We start from the raw sequence: 13413 nt of genomic DNA, 5'->3' as shown, positions 1-13413 counted from the left end.
CTCGCCGCCCCGCGCACCCTGCGCGAGCCCGACGGCCGCTGGGACGCCGCCGTTCCCGACGCCGAGGTCGACGCGGTGCGCGCGCGGGTGCTGGACCTGCTGTCGCCCACCGCCATCCCCCGCGACGAGCTCGCCCGCAGCGTCGGCGCGCCGGCCGCCGTAGTGTTCGCGGCGCTCGTCGAGCTTGCCCTGTCCGGCCAGGCGGAGCTGCTGCCGGGCGGGATGGTCGCGCGGGCGTGACCTCCCTTCTCCCCTTGTGGGAGAAGGACGGAGCCCGCGCCCCGGAGCGCCAGCGAAGGGCTGCGCGGGAGGATGAGGGGTTACGAACGGCCGCCGTTCCTGGCGCCTGGTCCTGCGCCCGCCCGTTTCCCTCACCCTCCCACGCCGCTTCGCGGCGCGGGCCCCGCCCTCTCGCGACCGGGAGAGGGAATGAAGACAGGAGCCTCCGCATGAAGACCCGCAAACTCGGCGACGGCCTAAAGGTGTCCGCCATCGGCCTCGGCTGCATGGGGATCAGCGCCGCCTACGGAACGCCCATGGCCGAGGCGGACGCCATCGCCCTGCTGCGCGGCGCGGTCGAGCGCGGCGTGAGCTTCTTCGACACCGCCGAGGTGTACGGACCCTACGTCAACGAGGAGGTCGTCGGACGCGGCCTGGCGCCGGTGCGCGACCGGGTCGTGATCGCCACCAAGTTCGGCTTCCGGCTGGAGCCCGGCCGCAAGTCGCCCGCCGGCGTCGACAGCCGGCCCACGCACATCCGCGAGGTCTGCGACGCCTCGCTGAAGCGCCTGGGCGTGGAGGTCATCGACCTGTTCTACCAGCACCGCGTCGACCCCGACGTGCCGATCGAGGACGTGGCCGGCGCGGTCGGCGAACTTGTCGCCGCCGGCAAGGTCAAGCACTTCGGCCTGTCCGAAGCGGGCGCGCAGACCATCCGCCGGGCCCACGCGGTCCACCCGGTGGCCGCGGTGCAGAGCGAGTGGTCGCTGTGGGTGCGTGACCCCGAGGCCGAGGTGCTGCCGACCTGCCGCGAGCTGGGGATCGGCTTCGTGCCCTACAGCCCGCTCGGGCGCGGTTTCCTGGCCGGAGCGGTGACCGACTCAGCCACGCTGGCGGCCGACGACTTCCGGCGCACCCTGCCCCGGTTCGAACCTGGCGCGATGGCCGCCAACCTGCCGCTGGTCGACACCCTGAAGCGCCTCGCCGCCGCCAGGGGCTGTACGCCGGCCCAGCTGGCCCTGGCCTGGCTGCTGCACCAGGGGAACGACGTCGTGCCGATCCCCGGCACCACCAGGCTGTCGCGCCTGGAGGAGAACGTGGCGGCGGTCGACCTGGCGCTCTCGGCCGACGAGCTGGCGGCGATCGAGGCGGCCGTGCCGGAGACGGCTGTCGCCGGCGCGAGATACAACGCGGCCGGCCTGGCGGCGGTGAATCGCTGATCTCCTTCTCCCCTTGAGGGAGAAGGACGGAGCCCGCGCCCCGGAGCGACAGCGGAGGGCTGCGCGGGAGAATGAGGGGTCGCGCTGCGGTCGGCCGCTGCGGGCCGTGAGTCGTGCGGGGTCCGAGGCATGCGCCAAGCCCCCCTCATCCTCCCGCGCGGACCTTCGCGCTGCCGCGCTCCGGTGCGCGGGACCCTCCTTCCCCCACACAGGGGGGAAGGACCTCGCTCAAGCCGCGAATTTTTCCTCCCCCTACGGGGGAGTGTCGCTCCCCTGCTCGGAGCGCGTTGACATCTGACGGGGGCCGCCCCCACTTTCCGGCCCCGAAACCTCCCGCCTTCTCATTACAGACTCCGCCCGCATGAACGTCGTCGTCGTCGAGAGCCCGGCCAAGGCCAAGACCATCAACAAGTACCTGGGCTCCGGCTACAAGGTGCTGGCCTCGTACGGGCACGTGCGCGACCTGCCCTCGAAGGACGGCTCGGTGAAGCCCAACGAGGACTTCGCCATGGAGTGGGAGGTCGAGGGCAAGGCGGCCAAGCGGCTGTCCGAGATCGCCGACGCGCTGAAGGGGGCCGACCGCCTGATCCTGGCCACCGACCCGGATCGCGAGGGCGAGGCCATCTCCTGGCACGTGCTGGAGGTGCTGAACCGCAAGAAGCTGCTGAAGGACAAGGACGTCCAGCGCGTCACCTTCAACGCCATCACCAAGAACGCCGTGCAGACGGCCATGGCCGCGCCGCGCCAGATCGACATGGAGCTGGTGCAGGCCTACCTGGCCCGCCGCGCGCTCGACTACCTGGTCGGCTTCACCCTCTCGCCGGTGCTGTGGCGCAAGCTGCCGGGCTCGCGCTCGGCCGGCCGCGTGCAGTCGGTGGCGCTGCGCCTGGTCGTCGACCGCGAGATCGAGATCGAGGCGTTCAAGACGCAGGAATACTGGACCGTCGACGCCGACGTGTCGGCCGGCTCCGGTCCGTTCACCGCCCGTCTGGCCAAGCACCAGGGCAAGAAGCTCGGCAAGTTCGATCTGCCGAACGAGGCGACCGCCACGGCCGCGCGCCAGGCCGTCGAGGCCGGCGACTTCACCGTGACCTCGGTCGAGAAGAAGCCCGGCCGCCGTTCGCCGCCGCCGCCCTTCACCACCTCGACCCTGCAGCAGGAAGCCGCCCGCAAGCTCGGCTTCTCGGCCACCCGCACCATGCAGGCGGCGCAGAAGCTGTACGAAGGCGTCGACGACCAGGGCGGCCTGATCACCTACATGCGAACCGACGGCGTGTCGGTCACGCCCGAGGCCCTGACCGAGACCCGCTCGGTGATCCAGCAGCGCTACGGGACCGCCTACGTCCCCGAGCAGCCGCGCCACTACAAGGTGAAGGCCAAGAACGCCCAGGAGGCGCACGAGGCCATCCGTCCGACCAGCCTGGCCCGCCACCCCGACAGCGTGCGCCTGGAAGGCGACCTGGGCCGGCTCTACGAGCTGATCTGGAAGCGCATGATCGCCAGCCAGATGGAGCAGGCCAAGGTCGAGCGCACGGTCATCGAGCTGGAGACCGCCGACGGCCAGACCGGCCTGCGCGCCACCGGCGAGGTCATCACCTTCGACGGCTACCTGGCCGTCTATGAGGAAGGCCGCGACGACACCGCCGCCGACGACGAGGAAGGCGGCCGCCTGCCCCAGGTCAACGAGGGCGCCAAGGCCAAGGTGGCCGACGTCCGCGCCGACCAGCACTTCACCGAGCCGCCGCCGCGCTACTCGGAAGCCTCGCTGGTCAAGAAGATGGAAGAGCTCGGCATCGGGCGTCCGTCGACCTACGCCTCGATCCTGTCCGTGCTGCGCGACCGTGAATACGTGCGCATGGAGAAGAACCGCTTCTATCCGGAGGACAAGGGCCGGCTGGTCACCGCCTTCCTGGAGCGCTTCTTCAACCGTTACGTCGAGTACGACTTCACCGCCGCGCTGGAGCAGCGGCTGGACCTGGTCTCGGCCGGCGAGCTGGACTGGAAGGTGCTGCTGCGCGACTTCTGGCAGGACTTCCACGCCGCCGTCGAAGGCATGAGCGAGCTGCGCGTCACCAACGTGCTGGACGCTCTGAACGACGCGCTGGCCCCGCACATCTTCCCGGACAAGGGCGACGGCGCCGATCCGCGCGCCTGCCCGACCTGCGGCACCGGCCGGCTGTCGCTGAAGACCTCGAAGTTCGGGGCCTTCATCGGCTGCTCGAACTATCCGGAATGCCGCTTCACCCGCGCCATCGGTGCGCCGGACGCCGAGGGCGCGGAAGCCAGCGGCGACCGCGAGCTGGGCGTCGATCCGGCCAGCGGCGAGAAGGTCAGCCTGAAGATCGGCCGCTTCGGCCCCTACGTGCAGCTGGGCGAAGGCGAGAAGCCCAAGCGCTCGTCCCTGCCCAAGGGCTGGAGCCCGGCCGGCATGGACCTGGAGCGGGCCGTCCGCCTGCTCACCCTGCCGCGCGAAGTGGGAGTGCACCCGGAAGACGGCCAGCCGATCCTGGCGGGCCTGGGCCGCTACGGCCCGTTCGTCCAGCACGCCGGCACCTACGCCAACGTCGAGTCGATCGAGGACGTGTTCGAGATCGGGGTGAACCGCGCCGTCGACCTGATCGCCACCAAGCGCGCCGGCGGCGGCCGCGGGGCCCGCGGCGGCGCGTCGACCGCAGCGCTGAAGGACCTGGGCGCCCACCCGGTGTCGGGCGAGGCCATCAAGGTCATGCCCGGCCGCTTCGGCCCCTACGTGAAGTGCGGCAAGGTCAACGCCACCATCCCCAAGGGGACGGACCCGGCCGAGCTGACCATGGAACAGGCCGTGGCGCTGATCGCGGAGAAGGCCGGCAAGAGCCCGTCCAAGCCGGCGAAGAAGGCGCCCGCCAAGAAGGCCGCCGCGGCGAAGGCTGAAGGCGACGCGGCGCCGAAGAAGGCGGCGGCGAAGAAGCCGGCGGCCAAGAAGCCGGCGGCGAAAGCCAAGGCGAAGGCGTAAGGGACAGGCGCCCCTTCTCCCCTTGAGGGAGAAGGAGGGTCCCGCACACCGGAGCCCGCGCGAGCGGGCGAAGGTCCGTGCGGGAGGATGAGGGGTCGCGCGACCGCTCAGCTTCGAACCGCGGCGCGACCCCTCATCCTCCCGCGCAGCCCTCCGCTACGCTCCGGGGCGCGGGCTCCGTCCTTCTCCCTCAAGGGGAGAAGGATCAGCTTCTCTTCCCGACGACGGCCTCCAGCGCCTCCAGGTACGCCGCGAACGCCTTCCGCCCGGCGTCGGTGATGCGGATACGCGTCAGCGGCTTCCTGCCCAGGAAGCTCTTCTCGATCGCCACATACCCCGCGTCCTCCAGCTTGCGCAGGTGGACGGACAGGTTGCCCTGGGTGGCGCCCAGCGCCGCCTTCAGCTCGACGAAGTCGGCCACCTCGGCGTCGGCCAGGTAGACCATGATCCCCAGCCGCAGGCGGCCGTGGATGACCTCGTCGATGCGCTCGACGTCCAGCGCGCCCATCGGCCGGCTCACGCCCCCTTGTGGGCGAGGCGGATCATCACGAAGCCCGGGATCGCCATCCAGGCCAGGAGGCCCAGGCCGACGATCAGCAGGTAGTGCGAGGTGGCCAGGGTCAGGCCCAGGCCCACGGCGGTGACGAACCAGCCCAGCGCCACCACGCCCAGCCACAGGCGCCGGCGCAGCATGTAGGCGGTCGCCCAGGCCCCGCCCTGCAGGGCGAACACCACGGCCGGGTACAGCTCCCAGATCACCAGGCTCTGGCGCGAGATGGCGGCCGGGGCGAACAGGCACAGCAGGGCCAGGTTGGTCACCCCGGTGGCGATGAAGGCGGCCCGGACCGCGCGGCTGACGGCGCCGCCCGGCCGGGGCTGGCGGTCGCGCCGGGCGACCCAGACCGTCACGCCGCAGAACAGGATCGTCGGCAGGGCCGCCAGCGCCAGGTTGCCCAACGGCCCGAGCGGCCAGCCGAACACGTCCGACGCCCACCAGACCAGGCCCTGAACGCCGTAGAGCAGCCCGCCGCCGACGAAGGCCTCGCCCATGCGGGCCTGATTGCGGTCGCCCGCCTCCACCAGGCCCTTGAGGAAGGCCAGGTCGTCCAGGGCGGTGTCGGCGGCGCTCATCGGCGGGTCTCCGGAATCGGCGGAAGCATGGGGCGGTTCGGGTTGAAAGTCTCTGGAGGCGTCACGCCGGCTCCAGTTCGGGAACGGCGGCGGCCTTCGCCTTCGCCGGCTTCTTCCGGCCGCTCAGGAACCGGCCGATGAAGCTGTGGCGGACGAGCAGCTGGTAGCTGGCGAACAGGACCAGCAGCGAGCCGCCGAGCACCATCGGGAACTTGACCGTCCAGGGCAGGTCCAGGCGCGCGACCAGCACCTCGGCGGCCATCACCACGGGAATGTGGACGAGGTAGATCCAGTAGGCGGCGTCGGCGACGTAGCGGCGCGCGGGGCTGTGGCCGGACAGGAAGCGGACCGCCGCGCCGATCAGGCCGAGAGTCCAGCCCCAGACGGCCAGGCCGTAGATGACCGCGTAGGCGATCTGGGTGCCGTCGGTCGGCGCCTTGTCGAGGGTCGGCTCAAGGCCGACGATGGCGAGACCGGCCGCGCTGAAGCCCGCGCCCAGCAGGATCAGGAAGGCCCAGCGTCGGGCCCAGACCGCAAGCAGGTCCTGCTGGCGGTGGACCATCCAGCCGATCGCGAAGGCCAGGCCGAAGGCGCTGAGCGCGGCGGGGTTGGGGATCAGGCCGAAGTCAGGCGTGCGGACGCCGAACCACATGCGCCACTCCGGATCCAGGCACATGACCAGCGCCACGGCCAGAGCCGGCAGGATCGGCGTCCAGCCGCCGACGGACAGGCGCACCAGCCGGTCGAGAAGCGCGGCCACCCTCCCCTGCCCGTCCACCAGCCTGCCCAGGCCCCGCAGGACCAGCATGGCCGGGTAGAACCACAGCAGCAGGTACAGGAACCACAGGTGGGTCAGGGGGAAGGTCTCGACCGTCATCGGCGGCGGCGGCGGGCCGTCGGGGATCGTGCCCCCGTTGGCCGCGGCCGCGTTCCAGACGATCACCGCGATCAGCGAGGCGAACACCAGCGGCCAGAAGATCGCGAAGGTCAGGCCGATGCGCTTGATGCGGTCCCAGGCGAAGCTGGCCAGCCCCCGCCGCTCCAGGCTCATCCGCGCGAAGAAGCCGGCGATCAGGAAGAAGACCGTCATGCGGAAGACGTGCAGGACGTAGAACAGCACCGCCAGCTCGACGCTGCGGCTGTCGTCCATGGCCGGCCACAGCGGAACCTCCGACGGCAGGAAGGCCACGGCCGCGTGCAGGGTCACCCCGGCCAGCAGCGCAAAGCCGCGGACCGCGTCCAGGGCGTGGAAACGCTCACTCTCGTGCATGGCCGGCTCTCCCCTAGCGGCGCGTCGTGGGGTGAAGAGTGCATGAACGGGTTTAAAATGCAAACTTGTCTATCGTCACGATCCTCCTCCCCCTGCGGGAGAAGGAATCGCGCGCTAGAACCTTCGCCCTGTCGCGCTTGGCGCGAACGGCGCTATTCTAGGCCGAGTAAACCGCGACCCGGGGGGAACGGCGCATGCGTGGACGGATGATCGCCGGGCTCGGCCTGGCTTGCGCGCTGGCGGGGACGCCGGCCCTGGCGCAGGACATGCTGGCCGGGTGGAGCTGCGCGGCCGGCGACGGCGCCAGCCGGGCGGTGCTGGAGTACGACGCCCATCGGCGGCTGGAGCTGGAGCACAGCGCCGTCGTCTGGAACACGCAGGGCGGACCGCTCGGCGTCGGCTTCAGCCTGCCGGTGACCGGCCCGGACCGCTTCGCCGCCGCGCCGGACCGCTTCCGCGCCCTGTTCGATCCGCCCAAGGGCGCGCCCGAACCGAAGTGGCTGGAGATCACCGCCGACGGCAAGCCGCTGTTCTCGGGCCCCCTTCCCGGCCGCGTCGACGGGCGCGCCGGCTTCGAGTTCCGCGCCGGCGCCAAGGGCCAGGCCCAGATCGTCGCCGGCGCCTGGTCGGCCAAACGCCTGCGCGTGCGTTTCCTCGACGCCGGGCGCCGGCCGCTGGGCCAGGCCACCGCCTTCCTGCCGCCGCTCGAGACCCGTTCGGCACCGCTCAGCGCCGCCTTCGCCCGCGCCCAGGGCCGGTTCGGCGACGCCAAGGTCTGCAGCGCGCGCCCGCAGGCGCACTAAGGAGCCCGCCCCATGTCGATCCGCAGCATGCTCTCCGCCCTAGCGCTGATCGCCGCCCTCGCCGCGCCGTCCCTGGCCGCCGCGCAGGGCAAGGTCGTGTTCGTCGATACGCAGCGCGTGCTGATCGAGGTGCGCGACGGCGCGGCGGCCCAGGCGCGCCTGCGGACCTGGCTGGACGCCAAGCAAAAGGAAATCGACGCCGAGCAGACCGCGCTGCGCGCTGAAAAGGACGCGCTCGACAAGGCGTCCCCGACGATGGACGCGGCCACGCGCGAGCGGAAGACCGCGGAGCTCCAGCGCAAGGTCAACGCCCTGGCCGAGAAGTGGGAGCGCGCCCGCGCGGAAGCGGTCGCCCGGGAGAGCAAGGAGATCGAGGCCATCCTCGGCAAGTTCGACAAGGTCGTCGCCAAGGTCGAGCGGCGCGACGGCGTGAGCGTCGTGGACGAGCAACCCTCCCCGCCCGTCCCCGACATCACCGACGAGATCGTCCGCGCCTACGACGCGGCCAATCCGGGCGGCTGAGGGGCGTCTGCCTCCCGCCGGCACGTTCGCGCGTTCCCAAACAGCGCTATGTATGGGTGCTGTGAGGATTCGTGGCCAAGACACCCAAACGCCCCGCCGGCTTGCCGGACAAGGAAACCCTGCTTCGGTACCTGCGTGAGCACGGCGAGACCGACAAGGCCGACGTCGCGCGCGAGTTCGGCCTGAAGGGCTCGGACCGGCGCGCGCTGCGCGAAATGCTGCGCGAGCTGGAGACCGAGGGGCGGCTGGGCAAGCGCGGCCGCAAGGGCTTCGCCGAGGCGGGCGCCTATCCGCCGGTGGGCGTGGCCGACGTGGTCGAGCGCGACGCCGACGGCGAGCTGTGGGTGCGCCTGGCCAAGGCCGGCGAAGACCTGAAGCCGGCGCGCCTGGCGCCCGATCCGGCCGAGCGCAAGGGCGCCGGCGCGCCGGGCCTGGGCGACCGGGTGCTGGTGCGCTTCGAGCGGGTCGAGGACGGCTACGAAGCGCGCCTGATCAAGAAGCTGGGCCAGAGCGCCCACAAGATCCTGGGCGTGGTGCGCAAGTCGCGCCGCGAGACCCGGGTCGAGCCGGTCGACCGCCGCTCCAAGGAGTTCCTGCTGCTCGACGAGGGCGAGGCGCGCGACATCTACGACGGCGACCTGGTGCTGGCCGCGGTCGGCACGCAGCACCGCCGCTACGGGCCCAAGACGGGCCGGGTGCTGGAGGTGGTCGGCCGCGAGGACGAGCCGCGCGCCTTCTCGCTGATCGCGGTGCACACCCACGGCGTGCCGGTCGGGGCCTCCGACCAAGCCGAGGCCGAGGCGCAGGCCGCCAAACACCCGACGCTGGAGGGCCGCGAGGACCTGCGCGACGTCCCGCTGATCACCATCGACCCGGCCGACGCGCGCGACCACGACGACGCGGTCTACGCCGAGCCGGACCCGGACGAGAACAACAAGGGCGGCTGGATCGTCTGGGTCGCCATCGCCGACGTCGCCGCCTACGTCCGCGTGGGCTCGGCCCTGGACCGCGAGGCGCGCGACAAGGGCAACTCGACCTACTTCCCCGACCGGGTCGAGCCGATGCTGCCGCACGCCCTGTCGTCGAACCTGTGCAGCCTGCGCGAAGGCGAGAACCGGGCCTGCCTGGCCGTGCGCATGGTGTTCGACAAGACCGGCCGGAAGCAGAGCCACCGCTTCATCCGCGGCCTGATGCGCTCGGCCGCCAAGCTCTCCTACGAGCAGGCCCAGGCCGCCATCGACGGCGACACCGACGACCAGACCGGCCCGCTGCTGGTGCCGATCCTGCTGCCGCTGTGGGACGCCTACCGCACCATGCTGAAGGGCCGCGAGGCGCGCTCGCCGCTCGCCATCGCGACCACCGAGCGCCGCGTGGAGATCAGCCCGGAAGGCCACGTCACCGGCATCACCCGGCGCGAGAGCCTCGAAGCCCACCGGCTGATCGAGGAGATGATGATCCAGGCCAACGTCTCGGCCGCCGAGACGCTGGAGAAGAAGCGCCTGCCGCTGATCGTGCGCGTGCACGAGCCGCCCAGCCAGGAGAAGCTGTTCTCGCTGGGCGACTTCCTGTCGACCATCAGCATGGCCTGGTCGAAGGGCGAGCCGGCCACCACCAAGCGGTTCAACCGGCTGCTGGACGAGACCCGCGAGGGCCCGCACGCCGACATCGTCAACGAGGTGGTCCTGCGCACCCAGATGCAGGCGCACTATTCGACCGACAATGTCGGCCACTTCGGCCTGAACCTGGACCGCTACGCCCACTTCACCTCGCCGATCCGCCGCTACGCCGACCTGACCGTGCACCGCGGCCTGATCCGCGCGCTGGGCCTGGGCGACGACGGCCTGACCGACCAGGAAGTGGCGACGCTGAAGGAGACGGCCGAGCACATCACCACCACCGAGCGCCGCTCGATGGCCGCCGAGCGCGACGCCACCGACCGCTATGTCGCCGCCTTCCTGGAGGAGCGCGTCGGGGCCGAGTTCGAGGGCAAGGTCACCGGCGTCACCCGCTTCGGCCTGTTCGTGCGCCTGCGCGAGACCGGCGCGGACGGCCTGGTGCCGGTGTCGTCGCTGGGGGCGGAATACTTCCACCACGACGACCGCGCCCACGCCCTGGTCGGCGAGCGCACCGGCAAGCGCTGGAAGCTGGGGGCCGACGTGGTCGTGCGCCTGGTCGAGGCCACGCCGATCACCGGCGGCCTGGTGTTCGAGATGCTGAGCGAGCCGGCCGCCGCCGATCCCAACGCGGCGCGTCCGCGGCTGGGCGTGCGCCGCCGCGCCGGCGGCAAGCCGGAACGCGCGACCGGCAAGGGCGGCAAGCCCGGCAAGCCGAAGAACATTTCGCGCGGAAAGCGGCGGTAGAGCCTCCTTCTCCCCTTGTGGGAGAAGGAGGGCCCCGTCCACCGGAGCCCGCAGGGCGAAGGTCTGGACGGGAGGATGAGGGGTGACGCCCTCACAGCTTCCACCGTCGCAGCCCCCTCTTCCTCCCGCGCAGCCCTCCGCTGACGCTCCGGGGCGCGGGCTCCGTCCTTCTCCCACAAGGGGAGAAGGATCGCAGTGCCGCTTGCCTCGGCTGCCGGCGGCGGCGCTAATCCCGCCCCGGGGGAGCTCGAGGTCGGAGATGAGCTTCTTCGAGAGCATGCTGGCCCTGCTGGCGGTGGCCATCGTGCTGCTGCAGGTGTCGCGGCGGGTGGCCATCCCCTACCCGGCCATGCTGGCCGCCGCGGGCGTGGGCCTGGCGCTGGTGCCCGGCGCGCCGCAGATCCAGCTGGATCCGCACACGGTGCTGGCCCTGTTCATCGCGCCGGTGCTGGTCGACGCCGCCTTCGACTTTCCCATCGGCGCGCTGCGGCTGTTCTGGCGGCCGCTGACGGCGCTGGCCCTGGTCGCCGTGCTGCTGAGCGCGGCGGCGGTGGCGGCCATGGGCGTCGCCTGGGCCGGCCTGCCGCTCTACGCCGCCCTGGCGCTGGGGGCGATCGTCGCCCCGCCGGACGCCGCGGCCGCCACCGCCATCCTCAGCCGGGTCAGCATGCCCCGCCGCACGGTCACCGTGCTGAAGGGCGAAAGCCTGCTCAACGACGCGTCGGCCCTGCTGCTGTTCAGCGCCGCGCTGGCCGTGCACTCGCGCGGGGCGATCGACGCAGGCCTGGGCCTGCACATCGCCCTGGCCGTGCCCGGCGGGATCGCGCTGGGCGTCCTGCTGGCCTGGTTCTTCCGATGGCTGGCGCCGCACCTGACCGGCACGCTGGGCGGCAACCTGACCGAGTTCACCGGCGTGCTGGGGGCCTGGGTGATCGCCGAGCGGCTGGGCCTGTCGGCCATCCTCTGCCTGGTGGCCTTCGCCATGACCATCGCCCGCTCGGCCGCCCTGGCCACGCCGCCGCGCTCGCGCATCCACAGCTTCGCGGTCTGGGACTCGGCGGTGTTCCTGCTCAACGTCATGGCCTTCGTCCTGATGGGCCTGCAGGCGCGCACCATCGTGGCGGCCATGCCCGCCGAGCGGCTGATGCAGGCGGGTTGGTTCGCCGGCGCCGTGGTCGCCTGCCTGGTCGTCGTGCGGATGGCCTGGGTGCTGACCTACAACCGGCTGGCCGTCCGTTTTCGGATCCTGCGCGGCGAACTGGCCCCGGCCAGCCTGGCGCAGGGCGTGCTGGTCGGCTGGTGCGGCATGCGCGGGCTGGTGACGCTGGCCACCGCCTTCGCCCTGCCGGCCGACTTCCCCCAGCGCGACCTGATCGTGCTGACCGCCTTCGCCACAGTCATCGCCACCCTGGTGCTGCAAGGCCTGACGCTCGGGCCGCTGGTCCGCCTGCTCAAGCTGGACGGCGAGACCGACCTGCCCGACGAACTGGCGCGCGCGCGGGCCGCCATGGCGCAGGCCGCCCTGGCCGAGTGCGCCAGCCGGGAGGACCCGGCGGCCCGCACCTGGCGCTACATCTTCGAGCTGCGGCGCGAGACCGCCCAGCCCGGCGCCGCGTGCGCGCCGCTCGACACCTGGCGCGCGCTCGGCCGCGGCGCGCTGCAGCGACAGCGCGAGGAACTCGAAGCCCTGCGCAACGCCCAGAAGGTCGGGCCCGACGCCTTCCTGATCCTCCAGGAGGAGCTCGACTTCGCCGAGGTCGCCCTGGAGAGCGACCGCGAGCGCCACATTGAGGAAAACTAAGGCTTTCAGGCTCGGTCTAGGACGGTCAGAGTCAGTCAATCAGGGCTGTTCACGGACACAGGGGCGCCCGGATCTATCCGAGTCTGACCGCGCTTCGTTTGCTCTGACCTGACCGCCTTTGACCAGAGCTGACCGTCAGCTTGGCCGCTCGCGCACCGGTCGATAACAATGGTCGCGACGCGCCGCCGGGGGGCGCCGGGGGAACGTTCAGTGATCGCCTTGTTCATCGCCACGCTGGCGGCCGCCGACGCGCCGGCCGTTCCGGCCGACTTCAAGCTGGACCTGATCTGCGAGGGCGCGGTCAGGTACGAGCTGGAGCACTCGACCACGACCACCACCAGGACCGGGATCCAGTACGACACCCGGACCGACACCTACACGGAGCCGGCCAGCGAGGGCGGGCGTGTGGAGATCCACTTCGCCAACGGGATCGGCAAGATCCGTTATCCGACGCCCTCGTCGCTGGGCGTCCGCTTCAAGGACCCGCACGTCGTGCGCGAGCTCCGCAACGTGAAGATCGACGAGGAGCGGATCAGCGCGCACTTCGTCCTGGCGCCGGTGATCTGGCCCAAGGTGACCGTGAACCGGCGGACCGGCTGGATCGAGGTGCAGGGCGACAACGGCTTCGAGGGCCAGTGCCAAGCCGGATCCTGATGCTCTTCTTTCCCACGGGGAGGATTCCGCCGGCGGCAGGTGCTATCCCTCCAGCGTGACCCCGTTCGACTCCGCCGCCGACCTGAAGGACGCCCCGCGCACGGGCGACCGGCTTCGCCCCAAGGACGCCGCCACCCTGATCCTGGTCCGCCGCGACGGCCCCGTGCCGCGCGTGCTGATGGGCCGGCGCGCCCAGGGTCACGTGTTCATGGCCTCCAAATGGGTGTTTCCCGGCGGGCGGGTCGATCCGGTCGACCGCACGGCGCCGGCCGCGAGCGAGCTGACCGCCGAGACCGCCGTGGCCCTGCAGCGCGGGGCGACCGCCTCGCGGGCGCGGTCGCTGGCCTGTGCGGCCGTGCGCGAGACCTGGGAGGAAGCCGGCCTGCTGCTGGCCAGGCCCGTGGCCGCGCGCCCGGCGATCGGCCCCTGGCGGGCCTTCAC

At 71.9% G+C, this 13413-nt stretch carries 11 protein-coding genes and 1 pseudogene; 9 read left to right on the top strand and 3 right to left on the bottom strand.

Going from position 1 to position 13413, the window contains the following annotated elements:
* From G3573_RS14575 to topA, 3 genes and pseudogenes are all read left to right on the top strand, one after another.
* Window positions 1–240: pseudogene (locus tag G3573_RS14575) on the top strand (DNA-protecting protein DprA); the annotation flags it as partial.
* A gap of 209 nt (window positions 241–449) precedes the next feature.
* Window positions 450–1439 (top strand): aldo/keto reductase, encoded by a 990-nt coding sequence (locus G3573_RS14570; protein ID WP_163261967.1) that lies wholly within the window; start codon window positions 450–452, stop codon window positions 1437–1439.
* Between the two features lie 361 nt (window positions 1440–1800).
* Window positions 1801–4431 (top strand): type I DNA topoisomerase, encoded by a 2631-nt coding sequence (gene topA / locus G3573_RS14565; protein ID WP_163261966.1) that lies wholly within the window; start codon window positions 1801–1803, stop codon window positions 4429–4431.
* A 205-nt stretch (window positions 4432–4636) separates the two neighbouring features.
* Here topA and G3573_RS14560 read toward each other — a convergent pair whose 3' ends face one another.
* From G3573_RS14560 to G3573_RS14550, 3 genes are all read right to left on the bottom strand, one after another.
* Window positions 4637–4939 (bottom strand): transcriptional regulator, encoded by a 303-nt coding sequence (locus tag G3573_RS14560; protein WP_163261968.1) that lies wholly within the window; start codon window positions 4937–4939, stop codon window positions 4637–4639.
* Window positions 4940–4947: 8 nt separating this feature from the next.
* Complete coding sequence (locus G3573_RS14555; RefSeq protein ID WP_163261965.1) at window positions 4948–5562, bottom strand: hypothetical protein; 615 nt, start codon at window positions 5560–5562, stop codon at window positions 4948–4950.
* Between the two features lie 61 nt (window positions 5563–5623).
* Window positions 5624–6832, bottom strand: a complete 1209-nt coding sequence (locus G3573_RS14550) for an acyltransferase family protein (RefSeq protein ID WP_163261964.1) — start codon at window positions 6830–6832, stop codon at window positions 5624–5626.
* Window positions 6833–7026: 194 nt separating this feature from the next.
* Here G3573_RS14550 and G3573_RS14545 point away from each other — a divergent pair, with 194 nt between their 5' ends.
* The 6 genes from G3573_RS14545 to G3573_RS14520 all read left to right on the top strand — a co-directional run.
* Entirely contained in the window at window positions 7027–7635 is a 609-nt protein-coding gene (locus tag G3573_RS14545; protein WP_163261963.1) for a hypothetical protein, read from the top strand.
* A gap of 12 nt (window positions 7636–7647) precedes the next feature.
* Window positions 7648–8157: an OmpH family outer membrane protein gene (locus G3573_RS14540; RefSeq protein ID WP_163261962.1), complete on the top strand. Its 510-nt coding sequence runs from the start codon at window positions 7648–7650 to the stop codon at window positions 8155–8157.
* 71 nt (window positions 8158–8228) lie between these two features.
* Window positions 8229–10517: a ribonuclease R gene (rnr, locus tag G3573_RS14535; protein ID WP_163261961.1), complete on the top strand. Its 2289-nt coding sequence runs from the start codon at window positions 8229–8231 to the stop codon at window positions 10515–10517.
* Between the two features lie 259 nt (window positions 10518–10776).
* A complete protein-coding gene (locus tag G3573_RS14530; RefSeq protein ID WP_163261960.1) occupies window positions 10777–12318 on the top strand; it encodes a cation:proton antiporter in 1542 nt (513 codons plus the stop codon).
* A gap of 210 nt (window positions 12319–12528) precedes the next feature.
* Window positions 12529–12972 carry a hypothetical protein gene (locus G3573_RS14525; protein WP_163261959.1) on the top strand — a complete coding sequence of 148 codons (444 nt, stop codon included), beginning with the start codon at window positions 12529–12531 and terminating at the stop codon, window positions 12970–12972.
* A gap of 55 nt (window positions 12973–13027) precedes the next feature.
* Window positions 13028–13413, top strand: a 386-nt coding sequence (locus G3573_RS14520; protein WP_163261958.1) for an NUDIX domain-containing protein, incomplete at its 3' end; no start/stop codon positions are given.

Origin of the sequence: Caulobacter sp. 17J65-9, assembly GCF_010975005.1 — a bacterium.
GTDB lineage: Bacteria > Pseudomonadota > Alphaproteobacteria > Caulobacterales > Caulobacteraceae > 17J80-11.
This window is presented reverse-complemented; position numbering and strand designations above follow the sequence as displayed.

Excerpts from the sequence above, each read along its gene's own strand:
- topA (WP_163261966.1), top strand. The coding sequence starts at position 1,801 with ATGAACGTCGTCGTCGTCGAGAGCCCGGCCAAGGCCAAGACCATCAAC.
- G3573_RS14530 (WP_163261960.1), top strand. The coding sequence starts at position 10,777 with ATGAGCTTCTTCGAGAGCATGCTGGCCCTGCTGGCGGTGGCCATCGTG.
- G3573_RS14555 (WP_163261965.1), bottom strand. The coding sequence starts at position 5,562 with ATGAGCGCCGCCGACACCGCCCTGGACGACCTGGCCTTCCTCAAGGGC.
- G3573_RS14550 (WP_163261964.1), bottom strand. The coding sequence starts at position 6,832 with ATGCACGAGAGTGAGCGTTTCCACGCCCTGGACGCGGTCCGCGGCTTT.
- G3573_RS14560 (WP_163261968.1), bottom strand. The coding sequence starts at position 4,939 with ATGGGCGCGCTGGACGTCGAGCGCATCGACGAGGTCATCCACGGCCGC.
- G3573_RS14570 (WP_163261967.1), top strand. The coding sequence starts at position 450 with ATGAAGACCCGCAAACTCGGCGACGGCCTAAAGGTGTCCGCCATCGGC.
- G3573_RS14545 (WP_163261963.1), top strand. The coding sequence starts at position 7,027 with ATGCGTGGACGGATGATCGCCGGGCTCGGCCTGGCTTGCGCGCTGGCG.
- G3573_RS14540 (WP_163261962.1), top strand. The coding sequence starts at position 7,648 with ATGTCGATCCGCAGCATGCTCTCCGCCCTAGCGCTGATCGCCGCCCTC.